The organism is Citrobacter sp. Cf087, from assembly GCF_030334285.1.
GTDB lineage: Bacteria > Pseudomonadota > Gammaproteobacteria > Enterobacterales > Enterobacteriaceae > Citrobacter > Citrobacter freundii.
This window is the reverse complement of the sequence record NZ_JAOWED010000022.1, coordinates 25,144-43,875: the sequence shown is the minus strand read 5'-3', so window position 1 is coordinate 43,875 and position 18,732 is coordinate 25,144. Positions and strand designations below refer to the sequence as shown.

General features: G+C 55.1%; 16 protein-coding genes and 1 riboswitch. Of the genes, 4 read left to right on the top strand and 12 right to left on the bottom strand.

The window, feature by feature from the left end:
- Position 1: 1 nt before the first annotated feature.
- Together moaB and moaA are read right to left on the bottom strand one after the other, a co-directional pair.
- Complete coding sequence (gene moaB / locus OGV57_RS02205; protein ID WP_003035187.1) at positions 2-514, bottom strand: molybdenum cofactor biosynthesis protein B; 513 nt, start codon at positions 512-514, stop codon at positions 2-4.
- A 19-nt stretch (positions 515-533) separates the two neighbouring features.
- Positions 534-1,523: a GTP 3',8-cyclase MoaA gene (gene moaA, locus OGV57_RS02200; protein ID WP_032934386.1), complete on the bottom strand. Its 990-nt coding sequence runs from the start codon at positions 1,521-1,523 to the stop codon at positions 534-536.
- A riboswitch (molybdenum cofactor riboswitch) is annotated at positions 1,511-1,656 on the bottom strand. (Overlaps the previous gene by 13 nt.)
- Positions 1,657-1,985: 329 nt before the next feature.
- On the opposite strand from moaA, the gene yvcK reads away from it, so the two are divergent.
- Complete coding sequence (gene yvcK / locus OGV57_RS02195; protein ID WP_049016240.1) at positions 1,986-2,894, top strand: uridine diphosphate-N-acetylglucosamine-binding protein YvcK; 909 nt, start codon at positions 1,986-1,988, stop codon at positions 2,892-2,894.
- 122 nt (positions 2,895-3,016) lie between these two features.
- Here yvcK and uvrB read toward each other — a convergent pair whose 3' ends face one another.
- Positions 3,017-5,038, bottom strand: a complete 2,022-nt coding sequence (uvrB, locus tag OGV57_RS02190) for an excinuclease ABC subunit UvrB (protein ID WP_003837055.1) — start codon at positions 5,036-5,038, stop codon at positions 3,017-3,019.
- A 769-nt stretch (positions 5,039-5,807) separates the two neighbouring features.
- On the opposite strand from uvrB, the gene OGV57_RS02185 reads away from it, so the two are divergent.
- Positions 5,808-6,530 (top strand): ABC transporter ATP-binding protein, encoded by a 723-nt coding sequence (locus OGV57_RS02185; protein ID WP_003035181.1) that lies wholly within the window; start codon positions 5,808-5,810, stop codon positions 6,528-6,530.
- Here OGV57_RS02185 and bioD read toward each other — a convergent pair.
- From bioD to bioB, 4 genes are read right to left on the bottom strand one after another with little or no spacing between them, the layout of a single operon-like run.
- Complete coding sequence (gene bioD, locus OGV57_RS02180; protein WP_032948884.1) at positions 6,496-7,194, bottom strand: dethiobiotin synthase; 699 nt, start codon at positions 7,192-7,194, stop codon at positions 6,496-6,498. The genes OGV57_RS02185 and bioD overlap by 35 nt on opposite strands.
- A complete protein-coding gene (bioC, locus tag OGV57_RS02175; RefSeq protein WP_048233296.1) occupies positions 7,187-7,942 on the bottom strand; it encodes a malonyl-ACP O-methyltransferase BioC in 756 nt (251 codons plus the stop codon). Before bioC ends, bioD begins: the two co-directional genes overlap by 8 nt.
- Entirely contained in the window at positions 7,926-9,083 is a 1,158-nt protein-coding gene (gene bioF, locus OGV57_RS02170; protein ID WP_048233295.1) for an 8-amino-7-oxononanoate synthase, read from the bottom strand. The genes bioC and bioF overlap by 17 nt, the downstream gene beginning before the upstream one ends.
- Positions 9,080-10,120, bottom strand: coding sequence for a biotin synthase BioB (bioB, locus tag OGV57_RS02165; protein WP_054528208.1), 1,041 nt, complete (start codon positions 10,118-10,120; stop codon positions 9,080-9,082). The genes bioF and bioB overlap by 4 nt, the downstream gene beginning before the upstream one ends.
- Before the next feature lie 76 nt (positions 10,121-10,196).
- Between bioB and bioA the strand changes: the two genes are divergently transcribed.
- Both bioA and OGV57_RS02155 read left to right on the top strand, forming a co-directional pair.
- Positions 10,197-11,486, top strand: a complete 1,290-nt coding sequence (gene bioA, locus OGV57_RS02160) for an adenosylmethionine--8-amino-7-oxononanoate transaminase (protein WP_054528207.1) — start codon at positions 10,197-10,199, stop codon at positions 11,484-11,486.
- 57 nt (positions 11,487-11,543) lie between these two features.
- A complete protein-coding gene (locus OGV57_RS02155; protein WP_054528206.1) occupies positions 11,544-12,020 on the top strand; it encodes a kinase inhibitor in 477 nt (158 codons plus the stop codon).
- Positions 12,021-12,115: 95 nt separating this feature from the next.
- Here the strand turns inward: OGV57_RS02155 and hutH are convergent, their stop codons facing one another.
- The 5 genes from hutH to hutI form a co-directional block, all read right to left on the bottom strand.
- The gene (hutH, locus tag OGV57_RS02150; protein ID WP_016149818.1) at positions 12,116-13,636 is read right to left on the bottom strand and encodes a histidine ammonia-lyase; all 1,521 of its coding nucleotides are present in this window, start codon (positions 13,634-13,636) and stop codon (positions 12,116-12,118) included.
- A gap of 1 nt (position 13,637) precedes the next feature.
- Positions 13,638-15,323 (bottom strand): urocanate hydratase, encoded by a 1,686-nt coding sequence (gene hutU / locus OGV57_RS02145; RefSeq protein WP_003837071.1) that lies wholly within the window; start codon positions 15,321-15,323, stop codon positions 13,638-13,640.
- A gap of 223 nt (positions 15,324-15,546) precedes the next feature.
- Complete coding sequence (locus tag OGV57_RS02140) at positions 15,547-16,266, bottom strand: histidine utilization repressor (RefSeq protein WP_003023059.1); 720 nt, start codon at positions 16,264-16,266, stop codon at positions 15,547-15,549.
- A gap of 87 nt (positions 16,267-16,353) precedes the next feature.
- A complete protein-coding gene (hutG, locus tag OGV57_RS02135; RefSeq protein ID WP_054528205.1) occupies positions 16,354-17,295 on the bottom strand; it encodes a formimidoylglutamase in 942 nt (313 codons plus the stop codon).
- Positions 17,292-18,515, bottom strand: coding sequence for an imidazolonepropionase (gene hutI, locus OGV57_RS02130; protein WP_054528204.1), 1,224 nt, complete (start codon positions 18,513-18,515; stop codon positions 17,292-17,294). Before hutI ends, hutG begins: the two co-directional genes overlap by 4 nt.
- Between the last annotated feature and the right edge of the window lie 217 nt (positions 18,516-18,732).

Genomic DNA, 18,732 nt, shown 5'->3' with positions numbered 1-18,732 from the left:
CTTATTTCTTCAAATGTGGGTGGAAATTACACGGACGCGTACGGGCATCAAGCTGCGGCGCAATGATATTTTCCCAGGCGGTACGACACGCTTTGGTCGAACCCGGCATGGCGAAAATCAGCGTTTTATTGGCCACTCCGGCAATCGCGCGGGATTGCAGCGTCGCGGTGCCAATCTCTTCAAACGACAGCATACGGAAGACTTCGCCAAACCCTTCAACTTCTCTGTCAAACAGCGGTTGCAGCGCTTCCGGCGCCTGGTCCCCTTCGGTTAACCCGGTACCGCCGGTAATGAGCACTACCTGTACATCATCACTGGCAATCCAGGCAGAAACCTGGGCGCGGATGGCGTAACGGTTTTCTTTGACAATCGCCTTATCGACAATCTGATGACCCGCTTCTTGCGCCGAGTCACGCAGATAATGGCCGGAGGTGTCATCTTCTTCGCCGCGACGGTTGGAAACAGTAAGAATAGCAATGCGTGTCGGGATAAATTCAGCGCTTACCTGACTCATGAAAAACTCCTTTTAGCGATCAGCCGCCAATGTAAGATAAGTTTTGCGTAATACCGGTATTGTTCTGATGCAGGAAATGGGTCTGCTTTTTCTCCAGCAGCGCGGCTGAAATACGTTCTTCCAGCGCCGGCTGCTGAGCGTCATCTTCCAGCAAATCACGCAGGCTTACGCCGCCTTCACCAAATAAACACAGATGAAGCTTGCCAACAGAGGAAACGCGCAGACGATTACAGGTGGCGCAGAAGTCTTTCTCATAAGGCATGATCAGACCAATTTCACCAACATAATCAGGATGACAGAAAACCTGAGCTGGGCCGTCGCTGCGCTGTCGGATCTGGTGGATCCAGCCGCGACGCAATAGCTCATCGCGAAGTACCTGTCCGGAGATATGGTGTTTACGGAAGAGAGAGCTGCCCTCGCCCGTTTCCATCAGTTCAATAAAACGCAGTTGGATTGGCCGAGGTTGGATCCACGCAAGGAAGGTGTCCAGCTGATGATGGTTTACATCGCGCATCAGCACGGTGTTGACTTTCACTTTTTCAAAACCCGCATCAAAGGCGGCGTCAATGCCTGCCATCACCTGTTGAAACTTGTCCTGCCCGGTAATGGCATGAAACTGACGGGCATCCAGGCTGTCGACGCTGACGTTGAGCGCGGTCAGTCCGGCATCGCGCCAGGCAGCAGCATCGCGAGCCAGACGATAACCATTGGTGGTTACCGCAATCTGACGGATGGCGTCGTTTTCGCGCACGGCGGCGATAATGTCAGTAAAGTCGCGACGCAGTGAAGGTTCGCCCCCTGTCAGACGCACTTTTTCCGTTCCCAGACTGGCGAACGCGCGCGTGACACGGCGAATTTCATCAACGGTCAGAAAGCCGTTATTGGTGACCCCACCGGGCTTATAGCCATCCGGCAGGCAGTAGGTGCAACGAAAGTTACACACATCGGTAATCGACAAACGTAAGTAGTAAAACTTACGTGCGAAAGCATCGGTAAGTTGAGAGCCCATGTACACCTTTCCAAATACGGGAGACGTAGTCATTTCTTCCTGCGCCCTGGTGACAAACTTTTTCAAGTCTTGTCACGGCCAAAGCACCGTATCATTTGACCCAGGTGCAGAGGCTAGAGTGTTTATACTCGTCATACTTCGTGTTGCAGATGCGTTGGCTTCCGGCAACTCAAATTATTAAGAGTACTTAGTGGTTATGCCGATACTAGCGTGTAAATGACGCTTTTGCCATGTACACTTTCGCTATATAAATACATACATAACGACATGATCGTGCAATTTCGCTACAGAATAAGCAAAAATCACAGTTTTGCATTGATATACATCATCTTGCCATCAGGTGGATCTCGCCAGAAAGGAGTAGACCGCAGAAAAAAATTACGGCAGATGCCGACTGGATAATTGCTGAAAACACGCTATTTACGTTACTGTAGCGCCGATCAATTGATATCAGGAAAATATATGCGCACTCGCACGCTGGCAGATCTGGACCGCGTTGTCGCTCTCGGCGGAGGGCATGGATTAGGACGCGTTCTCTCCTCTCTTTCCCCATTAGGTTCCCGCCTGACGGGTATCGTCACCACCACGGATAACGGCGGGTCGACAGGCCGTATTCGTCGCTCTGAAGGAGGGATAGCCTGGGGAGACATGCGTAACTGTCTGAACCAGTTAATTACCCAACCCAGCGTTGCATCCGCCATGTTTGAGTATCGTTTTGGCGGGAATGGCGAACTTTCCGGGCATAACCTCGGAAACCTGATGTTAAAGGCGCTCGATCACCTCAGCGTGCGGCCTCTGGAAGCCATCAATTTAATTCGTAACCTGCTGAAAGTCGATGCGCATTTAATTCCGATGTCGGAGCTGCCGGTGGATTTGATGGCTATCGACGATCAGGGGCATGAAGTCTATGGCGAAGTGAATATCGATCAGCTTACTATCCCGCCTCAGGAGCTAATGCTGTCGCCAAAAGTCCCCACCACGCGGGAAGCAGTAGAGGCTATCGCCGAAGCGGATTTGATTCTGATAGGACCAGGCAGTTTTTACACCAGCCTGATGCCGATCCTGTTGCTAGACGAGCTGGCGCAGGCGTTACGTCGCACACCGGCCCCGATGGTCTATATAGGCAATCTTGGGCGCGAATTAAGCCTGCCAGCAGCCAGCCTGACGCTTAGCGATAAGCTGGCCATTATTGAACAGTACGTCGGGAAGAAAGTGATTGATGCGGTAGTTGTGGGGCCGAAAGTGGATGCTTCCGCCGTTACCGACCGCGTTGTCATTCAGGAAGTGCTGGAAGCCAGCGATATTCCCTACCGCCATGACCGCCAGCTATTGCATAGTGCGCTGGAGAAAGCGGTGCAGGCGCTAGGCTAAACGGATTTGCCTGATGCGCGGCGCTTATCAGGCCTACAAAACGCTCTGCTCCGGCATCCGACCTACGAACGCGATCTTTGCCGTAGGCCGGATAAGGGGTTTACCCCGCATCCGGCACACTCTTACGATGCTGCGATAAACAACTCGCGCAGTTGATGCAACTGGTCGCGGATCGTCGCTGCCTCTTCAAATTCAAGATTCTGCGCATGCTGCATCATCTGCCCTTCCAGCTCGTGAATCTTCTGCTGCAGCGCTTTTGGCGTCATATCCAGTTCCACAACTTCAGACTTCGCGCCTGCGCGTGACTTCCCTTTGCCTTTCGCCTTGGTCTTCGCAATATTCTGACCCAGCGCCAGAATATCGACTACTTTCTTATTCAGGCCCTGCGGCGTAATACCGTGCTCTTCGTTGTAGAGTTGCTGTTTCTCACGACGACGTTCGGTTTCACCAATCGCTTTAGCCATTGAGGCGGTAATTTTATCGCCGTAGAGAATAGCCTTACCGTTGATGTTTCGCGCCGCACGACCGATGGTCTGGATAAGCGAACGTTCAGAACGCAGGAATCCTTCTTTGTCTGCGTCCAGAATCGCCACCAGGGAGACCTCAGGCATGTCCAGACCTTCACGTAAAAGGTTGATACCCACCAGCACGTCAAACTCGCCCAGACGCAGGTCACGAATGATTTCCATGCGTTCCACAGTATCGATGTCAGAGTGCAGATAACGCACCCGCTCGCCATGTTCTTCGAGGTATTCTGTGAGGTCTTCTGCCATCCGTTTGGTCAGCGTGGTGACCAGCACACGTTCGTTAATCGCCGCACGGGTGCGGATCTCCGACAGCAGATCGTCAACCTGCGTCGCCACCGGACGCACCTCAATGACCGGATCCAGCAGGCCGGTCGGTCGTACCACCTGATCGACCACTTCATCACCGGATTTCTCCAGCTCATAGTTGCCCGGCGTCGCCGAAACGTAGATAGTTTGCGGAGCCAGCGCCTCGAACTCTTCAAATTTGAGCGGACGGTTATCCAGCGCCGACGGCAGACGGAATCCGTATTCAACCAGGGTTTCTTTACGCGCCCGATCGCCGCGATACATGCCGCCAATTTGCGGGATAGTCACGTGGGATTCATCCACCACCAGCAGGCCATCGGCAGGCAGGTAATCAAACAGCGTCGGCGGCGGCTCGCCGGGGCCGCGCCCGGACAGATAGCGGGAGTAGTTTTCAATCCCCGAGCAGTAACCCAGCTCATTCATCATTTCCAAATCGAACTGGGTACGCTGACTTAAGCGCTGTTCTTCCAGCAGTTTGTTATTTGCCAACAGGACTTTACGCCGCTCTGCCAGCTCAACTTTGATTTCTTCCATCGCCTGCACGATACGTTCTCGCGGCGTCACGTAGTGCGTTTTAGGATAGATGGTGTAGCGCGAAATTGTGGATTCGACCTGTCCGGTCAGCGGGTCAAACAGCGATAAACGTTCGACCTCTTCATCAAACAGTTCCACGCGCAGCGCGATGTCATCGGATTCTGCCGGGAAAATGTCGATCACTTCACCGCGCACGCGGAAGGTCCCGCGCTGGAATGCCTGATCGTTGCGGGTATATTGCAGCTCCGCCAGACGACGCAGGATCGCACGCTGGTCGATAATCATCCCCACCGTCAGGTGCAGCATCATTTTCAGGTACAAATCCGGGTCACCCAGACCATAAATCGCGGAAACCGACGCCACGACAACGACATCGCGACGTTCCAGCAGCGCTTTGGTTGCCGACAGGCGCATCTGCTCAATATGTTCGTTGACCGAAGCATCTTTCTCGATGAAGGTGTCAGAACTGGGTACGTAGGCTTCCGGCTGATAATAGTCGTAGTAAGAGACAAAATACTCCACCGCATTATCCGGGAAGAACTCTTTCATCTCACCGTACAGCTGAGCAGCAAGTGTCTTATTGGGGGCCAGCACCATGGTAGGACGCTGCAAGTCCGCAATCACGTTAGCGATGGTGAATGTTTTCCCCGACCCTGTCACCCCCAGTAGCGTCTGATGCGCCAGACCATCCTCCAGACCTTCTTCCAGGCGACGAATCGCCTCAGGCTGATCGCCAGAGGGTTTAAAAGCGGAATTTAGTTTGAACGGTTTACTCATGAGCAGCTACCTGAAGCAATGGGCGGGCAGGTGTGTAATTTTACTCGCAGCAGTATATTTTGCCAGTAAAATATACTGGATGAAAAAACAGTAACGCGCCAGAATATTTCTGTTACCCCAGCAAAATGGCCGTGACTACAGGCTAAAATTTGTCCGCAGGCAAGATAAAACACCAGCAAAAATGTGTTATCCCCAAACCAATGACTTTTTTAACATTTGTCAAGCTACTCGATGAAAGTTTTGTGGCAACGCATGACACTTCTGCGACAGCCATTGCATTTATCTAACATCCTGTAATCTAATGATTATTATCTTGAGCCGTCTTTCGCATCAATTTAGTCGCAGGCCGCGTCTTCTCTCGCTTACATTGTGTTTTCTAACCCTAATACACAAGGTTATCCACAGGAATAGTGGATAACTGCCTCCAGCCCGTATGGACTGTAGCCTGGCAAAAACGTCCTGATGGTCTTTTCTGGTGGGATAAAAAAAAATTATCGCTATTTTTTGATATTTATCAGCTAACGAAGCGACCTCGGATGGCCGAGATCTTGCTCGCATTTTCATCATTTTCCTGCCTGCACCATCACGACACTACCAGGCACTGCCAATGTGCACAAAACAATGTCAGGAATGCGGTCAGTAAGAATTTACCGCCAGCGCTGCACGCCATCCTGCTGTATTTTTCCCCAATTCCGCTTCTGGCAAGAGATTTGCAGTTTTCTCCCGACCACCAGTCCGCGAGGCGGATATCATCATGAGGGAGAAATCTATGTTGAGTCTTCGTGCAGTGAATCACTATTACGGTAATCAACACTCGCTTTGGGATGTCGATCTCGACCTGTTGCCCGGTAAATGTACCGCCGTGCTGGGTCTTCCAGGGATGGGAAAGACTACGCTTGCCAATTGCATCATCGGCAATTTACCGATTGAGAGCGGAACCATGTTCTGGCATCAGGCTGGCGCACCACCTTGCGATCTGCTTCAGATTCCGGCGGCAAAGCGCATTGCACTAGGTATTAACTGTGTATCACAGGAGCGGCGAATTTTTTCGCAGTTGACGGTAGAGGAAAATCTGCACATTGCGCGCCAGGCGGTTGAGGAAAGCGAAGCAATGAACAGCAGCGATATTTACCGCCTGTTTCCACAGCTGTTTGTACTGCGTCAGGCCAAAGGGGTGGCATTGTCGGAGGAAAATCAGCACCAGCTTGCACTCGCCAGCGCGTTGGTCACTCGCCCGCGTCTGCTGATCCTCGATGAGCCCACACGAGGAACAGGCCAGGCGTATATCCACAAACTGGGGAATCTGATTGTGAGGCTAAGCCAGGAGCTTGGCATCACCATTATGCTCGCGGAGCAGAGCCTGCCGTTCATTCGTCGGGTCGCCGACTGCTATTGCTTGTTACATCGTGGCCGCAACGTGGCTCAAGGGCAAATAACACAATTCAGCGACCCGCTAATCAACGACTGGTGGATGCCAGAGACAAAACGCTAAGATCGATATAACGACCTGTCGATGCTTGCTCCGGCTCTTCTGCCAGCCAGGGAATTTCCCCCAGCAGCGGAGCCGCAAGCGCACGCTTTAGCGTCGCCATATATTCAGCATGACGCTTGCCGGGGGGCGTCACATCATTGGCAACCCATCCGGCGAGCGTCAGCCCAGCCTGCTGCACCGCCTGGGCGGTCAAAATGGCATGATTGATACAACCGAGCTTAACGCCAACCACCAGAATCACCGGCAGTTGTTCCTCTTTTACCCAGTCAGAAAAACTCAGCGTTGGCGAAAGCGGCGTAAACCATCCGCCTGCACCTTCCACCAATACCCAGTCAGCCTGTTCTTCAAGCAAGCGTAAACCCGCAGACATCACGGAGGCCTGAATGGGGCGCCCTTCGTCAGCACTGATGATATGCGGTGAGGTAGGTTCCGCGAAGGTATACGGATTGATGGCTGCATAATCCACGGCTACAACGCTGTTGCGCTGTAGCGCCAGCGCATCACTGTTTCGCAGACCTTCATCCGTCATTTCACTGCCTGACGCCACCGGCTTATAGCCGACGGTTCGCAATCCCAACTGTCCCGCCGCCTGAAGCAACGCACAGCTGGCGATAGTTTTACCTACTTCAGTGTCCGTCCCGGTGACAAAATACGTGTTAGTCACGTTGAATCACTCCCAAAAAAAGATGATAGGTCAGCGGATATTTCCCCTGCTGACAGGGCCAGGCGAGCTGTAGCTGACGCAGTTGCGAGCGGGTCAGCACACGCTGCTCGCGTCCATCATGCAAATGCGTCGCACCAATACCCTTCAACGAGCGCATGGCGCTCAGCGCATCGTCAAACCACAGCGTGACGGCATGAGACTGGTATTCAACGTCCCAGCCGCACAGCGCGTTTTCCAGTTGCTCCACGGGCAAAAAACGGTTGGCATGCTCCCGGTCATCAACTGTTCGCCACGCCTGACGAAGTTCCGGCATCGAACCTTGCGCCAGGGTACTAAACGCCACCGTTCCGCCAGGACGCACCACCCGGTATAGCTCGCTTAACGCACCGCGTAGGTCGCTGCACCACTGCACGGCCAGATTGCTCCAGGCCAGGTCGAAAGTGGCAGCGGCCTGCGGAATGGCTTCGATATCCGCCAGCAGATAGTGATGGGCAACATCGTGACGCTGCGCTTCAGCCAGCATTTGCGCCGACAGATCCAACGCACAGACCTCGCTCCCCTGCTCCCGCCAGTAGAGACTCATACGCCCAGGCCCACAGCCCGCGTCCAAAACCCTTGAGAACTCCCGGCCATCGAGTTGTGCCAGTAACGCATCGGCACTCTGACGTTGTAGCTCTGCGTGTTGCTCATAGTGGGTGGCAGCGCGGCCAAACGCGGCGGCAATCGCCTGTTTATTGACCTGTGCCATGCAACACCTCCAGTAGACGATCGATATCCTGCACCTCATGCGCTTGGGTCAGCGTCAGCCGTAATCTGGCCGTACCGGTGGGCACCGTTGGTGGGCGAATCGCCGTCACCCAGCATCCCTGTTGCCGTAATGTCTGTGCCAGTTGCAGGGCTTTATGATTGTCGCCAACGATCAGCGGTTGAATAGCGCTGTCTGAATGCGCCAGCGTCAAATCCGTAGTATTCACCCCAGCGCGAAAACGCTGGATCAGCATCGCTAACTTTTCCCTGCGTTCATCGCCTTCACGGCTGCGGATCACCGCCAGCGCGGCGCGTAAGGCCTGCGCCTGCGCCGGAGGCATACTGGTGCTGTAGATCAGATGGCGGGCAAACTGCAACAGATAGTCGGCCACGCTATCAGAACACAGGATCGCCGCACCGCTGACGCCAAACCCTTTGCCAAACGTCACTACGAGCAGCTCAGGTTTCACCTGCTGTCGAGAGCACGAACCACGCCCTTCCTCACCGCTTACGCCAATCCCATGCGCATCATCCACCAGCAGCCACGCGCCCTGCCGTTTCGCCACCGCGTGGATTTCTGCCAGCGGCGCACTATCGCCATCCATGCTGAATACACCTTCAGTGACCACCAGTTGCTGCCCCGGACAGGGGGAAGTCAGCAGACGCTCCAGGTGTTGCGGATCGTTATGGGTAAAGCGACGTAAAACAGCAGGGCTAAGGCTGGCAGCCTCCAACAGCGAGGCATGGCTAAGCCTGTCGGCGACAATGCGATCGTCTTTTTCCATCAATGCGGCTATCACTGCCTGATTAGCGGCAAAACCGGAGATGAACAACAGCGCCCGGGAATAGCCGAGCCACTGCGCCAGCTCTTCTTCCAGCGCCTGATGCGCAACGGAATAACCGCTGACATGGCCCGAGCCGCCACTGCCGACGCCAAAACGCTCAGCACCCTGCTGCCACGCGCAGATAATTTGTGGATGGTGGCTTAAGCCGAGATAGTCGTTACTGGAGAAATTCAGATACTGACGACCGCCAGCCTGTAACCAGCGACCAGCACCCTGTGTCACTGCATAGCGCCGACGCCACGCATCAGCACGACGACGCGCCGTTAGCGCATCGTCGATTTTTTGCTGCCAGGTCATACGGTTGCCGCGTTGTAGTAATCGTCGGTATCCGGGGTACGCAGCGCCTGCTCCAGACGTTGTTGCTGTTCGTTATCACCCGCCAGTACCGCCGTTTGCTGCGGGTTAAGACCCAGCTTACGGAACAACAATAAATCTTTATCTTCGTTCGGGTTCGGCGTGGTCAGCAGTTTGCAGCCGTAGAAAATCGAGTTGGCCCCGGCCATAAAGCACATTGCCTGGGTTTGTTCGTTCATCTGCTCGCGCCCGGCGGAAAGACGTACGTATGAGGTCGGCATCATGATGCGCGCGACGGCGATAGTACGAATAAAATCAAAAGCATCTACGTCGTCGTTATCGGCAAGCGGCGTGCCCTTCACTTTCACCAGCATGTTGATCGGCACACTTTCCGGCGGCGTCGGCAGATTCGCTAATTGCAGCAGCAGACCCGCGCGGTCGGTCACCGTTTCACCCAGCCCCACAATCCCGCCGGAGCAAACTTTAATGCCCGCCTCACGCACTTTATCCAGCGTATCCAGGCGCTCCTGATACGAACGGGTGGTAATGATATTGCCGTAAAATTCCGGCGAGGTGTCGAGGTTGTGGTTGTAGTAGTCCAGACCCGCATTGGCCAGGCGCTGGGCCTGAGATTCGTCCAGCGTGCCCAGCGTCATACAGGTTTCCAGCCCCAGTTCTTTCACGCCCTGAACCATTTGTTCCAGGTACGGCATATCGCGTTCGTGAGGGTTCTTCCACGCCGCGCCCATGCAAAACCGCGTTGAACCGGCTTGTTTCGCCTTACGGGCAGAGTCCAGAACCTGTTCAACTTCCATCAAACGTTCCGTTTCCAGTCCGGTTTTATAGCGGGAACTTTGCGGGCAGTATTTGCAGTCTTCCGGGCAAGCACCGGTCTTAATCGACAGCAGCGTACTAACTTGTACCTGCCGCGGATCGAAATGCTGACGATGAACCTGCTGCGCTTCAAACAACAGATCCAGCAGCGGTTTTTCAAATAATTCGGTGACTTGCGACATTGTCCAGCGAGAAGAATGAGCCATATTGGTATACGTTTCGTTGTTAGTTTGGTGTAGACTCGTAAACCTAAATCTTTTTAATTTGGTTTACAAGTCGATTATGACAACGGACGATCTTGCGTTTGACCAACGCCATATCTGGCACCCTTACACCTCCATGACCTCCCCGCTACCGGTTTATCCGGTGGCCAGTGCCGAAGGTTGTGAACTGATATTAGCCAGCGGTGAGAAGCTGGTTGACGGCATGTCATCCTGGTGGGCGGCGATCCACGGTTACAATCACCCGCAGCTGAATGCCGCGATGAAAACGCAGATTGATGCCATGTCGCACGTGATGTTTGGCGGCATTACCCATGCCCCGGCTATTGCGCTGTGTCGCCAGTTGGTGGCGATGACGCCCGAGGCACTGGAGTGCGTTTTTCTCGCGGATTCTGGTTCGGTCGCCGTGGAAGTCGCGATGAAAATGGCGCTGCAATACTGGCAGGCCAAAGGTGAATCCCGTCAGCGTTTCCTGACATTTCGTAACGGTTATCACGGCGATACTTTCGGCGCGATGTCGGTCTGCGATCCCGACAACTCGATGCACAGTCTGTGGAAGGGTTATCTGCCTGATAACCTGTTTGCGCCCGCTCCGCAAAGCCGGATGGGCGACGAATGGGACGAACTGGATATGGTGCCTTTTGCCCGTCTGATGGCCGCACATCGCCACGAAATTGCGGCAGTGATCCTTGAGCCGATTGTGCAGGGCGCTGGCGGCATGCGCATGTATCACCCCGAATGGTTAAAGCGCATCCGTAAGATGTGTGACCGGGAAGGCATTTTGCTGATTGCCGATGAAATCGCCACCGGATTTGGTCGCACGGGCAAGCTGTTTGCCTGTGAGCATGCCGATATCACTCCGGACATTTTGTGCCTTGGCAAAGCGTTAACCGGCGGAACGATGACCCTTTCCGCCACCCTGACCACGCGCCTGGTTGCGGAAACCATCAGCAACGGTGAAGCCGGATGTTTTATGCACGGCCCGACTTTCATGGGCAATCCACTGGCCTGCGCCGTCGCCTCTGCCAGCCTGTCGCTGCTCGAAACCGGCGAATGGCGCTCGCAGGTCGCGGCCATTGAAGCGCAGTTGCGTGAAGAACTCGCCCCGGCGGCAGATTCCCGTTGGGTCGCCGACGTGCGCGTGCTTGGTGCCATCGGCGTGATAGAAACCACGCATCCGGTGAATATGGCCGCGTTACAGAAGTTCTTTGTCGAACAGGGCGTGTGGGTAAGACCGTTTGGTAAGCTCATTTATCTGATGCCGCCGTACATCATCAAGCCCGAACAACTGCGTCGTCTGACCCAGGCCGTCAATAAGGCTGTGCGCAATGCAACATTTTTTAGCGATTAATCGGCAGTAAGCTCTACGGTTTCTGGCTACACTTTTTGGCTAACGAGAGGAGTCAGCATGAAACTAATCAGTAACGATCTGCGCGATGGCGAAAAGCTTCCTCATCGCCACGTCTTTAACGGCATGGGATATGACGGGGATAATATTTCCCCGCACCTGGCATGGGATGATGTGCCCGCCGGGACTAAAAGCTTTGTCGTGACCTGTTACGATCCTGATGCGCCAACCGGCTCCGGCTGGTGGCACTGGGTGGTGGTTAACCTGCCTGCAGATACCCGGGTTTTACCACAAGGTTACGGCTCGGGGCTGGTTGCGTTGCCGGAAGGCGTGCTGCAAACACGCACGGATTTTGGTAAAGCCGGTTATGGTGGCGCTGCGCCGCCGAAGGGGGAAAACCACCGCTATATCTTTACGGTTCACGCACTGGATGTGGAGCGTATTGATGTCAATGAGGACGCCAGCGGCGCGATGGTTGGATTTAACGTCCATTTCCACTCGCTCGCCAGCGCTTCTGTTACCGCAATATTTAGCTAAGTTCTGTTGTGCCGGATGTCGGCTTAGCCTCATCCGGCCTACAAAGCCGGCCGTAAGTCTGATAAGACGCGTCAGCGTCGCCATCAGGCAATTCTCTAGAGAAATTCAGGCAGCAATTTCAGCAACGTTCCTTGCGCTAACAGTTCGGTCGCGCACTCGATATCCGGGGCGAAAAAGCGATCCTGCGTGTAATGAGCAACCTGCTCGCGTAAAGCCTGGCGCGCCTGCTCCAGCAGCGGGCTTGAGGTTAACCCTTCGCGCAGGTCAATCCCCTGACACGCCGCCAGCCACTCTACGGCAATCACGCCGCGCGTATTTGCTGCCATCTCCCACAGTCTGCGCCCCGCCGCCGGAGCCATAGATACGTGATCTTCCTGGTTGGCGGACGTCGGTAAACTGTCTACGCTATGCGGATGCGCCAGCGCTTTGTTCTCACTCGCCAGCGCGGCAGCCGTGACTTGAGCAATCATAAAGCCGGAGTTCACCCCACCGTTTTTCACCAAAAACGGCGGCAGTTGCGACATGTGTTTATCCATCATTAACGCAATGCGTCGCTCCGATAACGAGCCGATTTCCGCAATCGCCAGCGCCAGATTATCTGCCGCCATCGCCACCGGTTCAGCATGGAAGTTGCCGCCAGATATGACATCCCCCTCTTCGGCAAATACCAGCGGGTTGTCGGAAACCGCATTGGCTTCCACCAGCAGAACATCCATCACCTGGCGCATTTGCGTCAGACATGCCCCCATCACCTGTGGCTGACAGCGCAGAGAATACGGATCCTGCACTTTCTCACAGTTATGATGCGACTGCGAAAGCGAGCTGGTGTCGGTCAATACGTGACGATACAGCGTTGCGGCATCAATCTGCCCACGCTGCCCTCGCGCGGCGTGAATACGGGCATCAAACGGACGACGGGAACCCAGCACGGCTTCGGTGGTCAGCGCCCCGCACACCGTTGCAGACGCAAACAGTTCCTGAGCTTCAATTAGCCCACGCAGCGCAAAGGCCGTCGAAGCCTGGGTACCGTTGAGCAACGCCAACCCTTCTTTTGCCTCCAGCGTTATCGGCTCCAGCCCGGCCTTTTTCAGCGCTTCGGTCGCCGGGAGCCATTCACCCTGCCAGCGCGCCTTCCCTTCTCCCAACAGCGTCAAAGACATATGCGCCAGCGGCGCCAGGTCACCCGATGCCCCCACGGAGCCTTTCGCCGGGATCAGTGGATACACCTCGGCATTCACCAGCGCAATCAGCGCTTCAATCACGCTCAGGCGAATACCGGAAAAACCGCGCGCCAGGCTGTTGATTTTCAGCACCATAATCAGACGCACCATCGCGTCGTCCAGCGCCTCGCCGACACCTGCCGCATGGGAAAGCACCAGCGAACGCTGCAAATTCTGCAAATCTTCCGTGGCGATACGGGTCTGGGCCAGCAGGCCAAAGCCGGTATTAATGCCATACGCCGTACGGCCTTCAGCGACAATATTATTGACGCAGGCGACGCTGGCGTTAATAGCATCGATCGCCCCGGCATCCAGACTCAGTTTGACCGGCTGCTGCCAGATTTCACGTAGCTGGATAAAACTCAGATGGCCCGGCGTGAGTGTCATGGTGTTCATATCAGCGTTTCTCCTGCGTCGCGGCAACCATCGGCAAATTTAGCCCTTCTTCGACGGCGCATTCCACCGCAATGTCATATCCGGCGTCGGCGTGACGCATCACCCCGGTCGCTGGATCGTTATGTAAGACCCGGGCGATACGCGCCGCGGCTTCATCGGTGCCATCGCAAACAATCACCATCCCGGCATGCTGAGAGAAGCCCATACCGACCCCGCCACCGTGATGCAGCGACACCCAGGTCGCGCCGCTGGCGGTGTTAAGCAGCGCGTTCAGCAGCGGCCAGTCGGATACTGCGTCTGAACCGTCGCGCATAGCTTCAGTTTCGCGGTTCGGGCTGGCAACAGAACCAGAGTCCAGATGGTCACGGCCAATAACAATCGGCGCGGATACTTCACCGCTGCGCACCATTTCATTAAACGCCAGCCCTAGTTTCTGACGCCACTCCAGGCCTACCCAGCAGATACGCGCCGGTAAACCCTGGAAATTAATCCGCTCACGCGCCATATCCAGCCAGTGATGAAGGTGCTTATCATCTGCCACGATCTCTTTCACTTTGGCATCTGTTTTATAAATATCCTGCGGATCGCCGGAAAGCGCTACCCAACGGAACGGGCCAATGCCGCGACAGAACAACGGTCGAATATAAGCAGGTACGAAGCCGGGGAAATCAAAGGCATTTTCCACGCCCATCTCTTTGGCCATCTGGCGAATGTTGTTGCCGTAATCAAACGTTGGCACGCCCATTTTGCTAAACGCCAGCATCGCCTCAACGTGCGTTGCCATTGAACGTTTCGCCGCCTGCACCGTGCCCTGCGGATCGGACACCGCTTTTGCCTGATACTCTTCCCAGCTCCAGCCAGACGGCAGATAACCATGCAGCGGATCGTGGGCGCTGGTCTGGTCGGTGACCATATCCGGGCGCACACCGCGCTTCACCAGTTCCGGCACAACGTCGGCGGCGTTCGCACACAGCGCAATGGAGACCGCTTTACCCTCGCGAGTGTATTTGTCGATACGCGCCAGCGCATCGTCAAGCGATGTCGCCTGCTCGTCCACGTAACGGGTACGCAGACGGAAATCGATTCGGCTTTGCTGGCATTCAATGTTCAGCGAACACGCCCCCGCAAGCGTAGCGGCTAACGGCTGCGCCCCGCCCATGCCCCCCAGTCCTGCGGTCAGTACCCAGCGCCCGCTCAGGTTACCCTGATAATGCTGACGCCCGGCCTCAACGAAGGTTTCATAAGTCCCCTGCACGATGCCCTGGCTGCCGATGTAGATCCAGCTCCCGGCGGTCATCTGGCCGTACATCGCCAGCCCTTTGGCGTCCAGTTCGTTGAAATGTTCCCAGGTAGCCCAATGTGGCACCAGGTTGGAGTTGGCAATCAGCACGCGCGGTGCGTTGTCGTGAGTTTTGAATACGCCTACCGGTTTTCCGGACTGGACCAGCAGCGTCTCATCGGTCTCCAGTTTGGTCAGCGCGTTGACGATGGCGTCATAGCATTCCCAGTCCCGTGCGGCGCGGCCAATCCCGCCGTAAACCACCAGCTCATGCGGATTTTCCGCCACATCGGGATCCAGATTATTCATTAACATGCGCAGCGGCGCTTCGGTCAGCCAGCTTTTGGCCGTTAAGGTGGTGCCGCGTGGGGCACGAATATCCTGCTGACGATATTTGCTATGAGACATGGTTGAGCACTCCTCGGACAGAATGTAGGCCGGATCAGGCGTTTACGCCGCCATCCGGCAAGTGCCTGATGGCGACACTAACGCGTCTTATCAGGCCTACGTTGAATGGTTACGCACATCTGGAGTATATACTTGTCTATACAAGCTATCGCAAGGTCGAATTTAACAATTAAGATACATTTTTATTATATTGCGTCAGCAATCACGGTTTTCATCTCCTGTATCAGGACATAAACCGCCCTTGCAGTCGATAGCGGGAACCAGGGAACAGCAAACGGGCATGAGAGACAATGGATGACGCGGACCAGGTCTTGCGGCGGATCAGCAGGCAGGGATCGTGTTCTTTGATGTTCAGCAGCGCGCACTCTTCGGCGCTGGCACGTACCGCTTCAACAATATGCTCACCTTCGGTCAAGGGGGCTATCAGCGACAGGTAAGCGTGCGGCGTAGTCTGGCTGTAATCCTGCGCCAGATACTCCGGCACAATTTCGGCATTCACGCAGCGATCTTCAATCTGTACCGGCAGATCGTTCTCGTAGTGCACCATGACAGAGTGAAAAATAGAGGTGCCTTCTTTGACGTTTAATACCAAAGCCTGCTGCGCGTTTGCCCGGGTTCTTTCCAGCGTCAGCACTTCGCACCGGTGCTGATGCTGACGGGCGTTGATTTCATCCGCAATGCTGCGAATTTCAAATAGCGCGGACTGACCTTTTGGCTCGGCGACAAACGTCCCCACGCCCTGCAAACGCACCAGTAAACCTTCATCCGTTAACTCACGCAGCGCCCGGTTGATGGTCATGCGGCTGAAACCATACTGCGCCACCAGCTCTGCCTCAGACGGAATGCGATCGTGAGGCTGCCAGATACCGCTGGCAATTTTTTCGCTGATCTCCTGTTTGACCTTTTCGTAAAAAGGAGCCGGAGCAGAACGGGATGGGAGCATGCGTGAGCCTTCCTTAAGCTGAAAATGTGAGTGGGTACAGTTTACAGGCATTACCCGAACCTGATAAGCGCAACGCCATCAGGTATATCAGTGCCACCAGTGGGCGATTTGCCAGCCTAATCGCGCCGCAACCCGCGCCGCCCTGCCATCATCGTCAAAGCGTGGATTAAATTCAACCATATCCACCGCCTGTAGTTTACCGCTACGACATAGAGGCTCAATCAGTCTCAGCAGCGTCGCCAACGGTACGCCAAGCGCGGCGGGGGCCGATACACCGGGCATTTCCCACACCGGCAGCACGTCGAGGTCGATTGTCAGATAGATGACATCCAGATTGGCAATGAACTGCGCTAACTGCGCCTGCGCCGTATCACAATGCAGATCCTCCACTATGGTCACACCGAGCCGCTGGGCCTCATCCCAAAGCGCCTGGGTGTTTGCCGCCCGGCTGACGCCGATACAGGCATAGTGAAATTCACGCTGTTGTTCATCGCAAAGCTGCGCCAGCTGGCGAAACGGCGTACCGGATGTAGCCTGCCCGGCATGGCGCAAATCGAGATGCGCATCGAAGTTGACTATCCCCACTTTCGCCTGCGGGAACGCGTCCAGCACACCTGCGCCATGGGCATATGCGGTTTCGTGTCCGCCCCCCAGAACAAAGGTGCGCATATTTTCCTGCTGGCAACGCTGTACTGCATTGCGTAGCGCCTGCTGCGCGCCCTCAAGATCGGGGGCCTGCGCCACAATATTGCCCAGATCCACCAGTCGATGATGCCCATCGTGGCTGGCTAAATTCGCCAGCGCCTTGCGCAGCACATCGGGCGCTCCGGCAGCTCCCGTGCGCCCCTGATTACGTTTAACACCTTCGTCGCAGGCAAACCCGAGCAACGCTATCTGCTCGCGATACATTTCTGGGCTAAACGTCGGGCTCTGGGTGATAGTCTGAAACAGGCGCAGCGCATTCGGCGATTCGGCCCGGTCATCACGTCCCTGCCATAGCGCAGGTGAAGCAGGTTGCCAGTGAGTCATGCTATTTGTCCTTTGAATACGCGTTGGTAGAGCGGGTTGCGTCCGGGTTCATACAGGATCTCAACAGGAAGTGTTGCATCCCACACCACAAAATCGGCCACAAACCCGGCCTTCAATTGACCGTGGGTGTCGTGACGCCCCAGCGCCCGGGCCGCATGACGGGTTACGCCCGCCCATGCTTCTTCCGGCGTTAAGCCAAACTGAACGCAGGCCATATTCATCGCCCAGTGCAGGCTGATAAACGGGCTGGTACCGGGGTTAAAATCTGTCGCTACCGCCATCGGTACCTGATATTGACGCAGCAACGCTACCGGTGGGCGCTGCTGCTCTTTGAGGAAATAGAATGCGCCGGGCAGCAGCACGCCGACCGTACCGCTTTGGCTCATTGCCGCCACGCCCGCTTCATCGAGGTATTCAATATGATCGGCGGATAGTCCGTGGTAGCGGCTTACCAACTGCGCGCCGCCAAGCAATGACAGTTGTTCGACATGGCCTTTAATCGGAATGCCCAGCGCCTGCGCAGCCTGAAACACCCGCTCACTCTGCGCCAACGAAAAACCAACGCTTTCACAGAACAGATCAACGGTCTCAAACAGCCCTTGTTCCCACAGCTGCGGCAAAATGGTCTCGCACACCAGCGTAATATAGCCGTCAGGATCATCCCTGAATTCCGTTGGCGTCGCATGCGCAGCCAACAGCGTCGGGCTGATTTCAACGATATTCTCTGCCGCCAGCGCTGCCACCACGCGCAATATTTTCTCTTCTGTCGGCAAATCCAGGCCGTAGCCGGATTTTATTTCCAACAGCGTAACACCTTCTTTAATCAGCTGTTCCATCCGCTGATGGGCTACCTGTAAGAGTTGTTCATCCGTGGCGCTGCGGGTCGCCGATACGGTGGCATTGATCCCCCCACCCTGAGCGCTTATCTGCTGGTAGGAGACACCATTTAGCCGCTGCTCCCATTCACCTGCGCGGTTTCCGCCAAAGACGAGATGCGTATGGCAATCAATCAGGCCAGGCGTAATCAGCCGGCCCTGCATATCAAAAGTATTGTCATGTGTGAGATATAACGATGATTCCGGGACGATATCGCGAATCTTGCCCTGGCGGACGATCAGCGCGTGACCATCCACCAGCCCATATGGGGTACCACGTTCAGGATCCATAGTCGCCAGACGAACATTGCGCCAGATAACATCATCAGGGAAGAATTGCTGCATTCGACTCACCACTTGTCATAGGTTGTATAGACATTTATTTTTGATTATAGGGATGTTGTCAACCTGAAGAGCCATAATTGTTATCTATTTGTGATATAAAGACTCTCCGCGCCAGACATTGCTGCGATAAAAAACAACTTTTTACCTTTTCGCCTTCCCGTTTCGCTCAACTTAGTATAAAAAAGCAGGCTTTAATGGATAACTTTCAAAGCCCGGA